The following is a 554-nucleotide window of genomic DNA, read 5'->3' on the forward strand; positions in this document are numbered from 1 at the left end:
TCTCTGGGTCGTTCTCTACAGTTTCTACTTGTTGGATGTGATTGTGTAACATGTTCTCTTGAACTTCTTTTTGGCGTTCTTTAGTTGGCACGTATATTTTTTTTGCCAATGCATATTTTGCAAAATAAATCGCGTGGCTGGAAAGTTGTTCATCTAATTCCAGAATACTAGCTTGCTTTGGAAGTAATTCAGTACACTGTTCCAATGCATCGAGTTGATAGTAGTTTTTGGTTAATTTCATAATAGCTGTGGCTTGATCGCGATTATTTTTTAATTTCGTCTTGTCACGTAATGTAAGTAAGGGCTTTTTTCTAGTCATGTCCATCCTCTAATTCTTCATAGATTTCTAAAAATAGCTTTTTTTCATGGTTCCAATTGTATTTTTCACGGGCTTGTAGGCAATTGTGACTTAGCTCATCTCTAAGTGCGCAGTTGCCAAGCAATTGATTCACTGCCTCTGCAATAGCGACTGGGTCATGTGAATCGACGGTTAGGCCTATATTTTCTTCTTGAATGACCTTTTTTATTTCTGGAAAATCGGCACCTATCACGGG

The 554-nt window shown here is 37.7% G+C and carries 2 protein-coding genes; both read right to left on the reverse strand.

The window, feature by feature from the left end:
• Positions 1–319, reverse strand: a 319-nt coding sequence (locus tag HCB45_RS15185) for a hypothetical protein (RefSeq protein ID WP_221771133.1), incomplete at its 3' end; no start/stop codon positions are given.
• A partial coding sequence (locus HCB45_RS15190; RefSeq protein ID WP_185620459.1) for a glycosyltransferase occupies positions 312–554 on the reverse strand: 243 nt, incomplete at its 5' end. The genes HCB45_RS15190 and HCB45_RS15185, both read right to left, overlap by 8 nt.

This window comes from Listeria farberi (assembly GCF_014229245.1).
Classification (GTDB): domain Bacteria; phylum Bacillota; class Bacilli; order Lactobacillales; family Listeriaceae; genus Listeria; species Listeria farberi.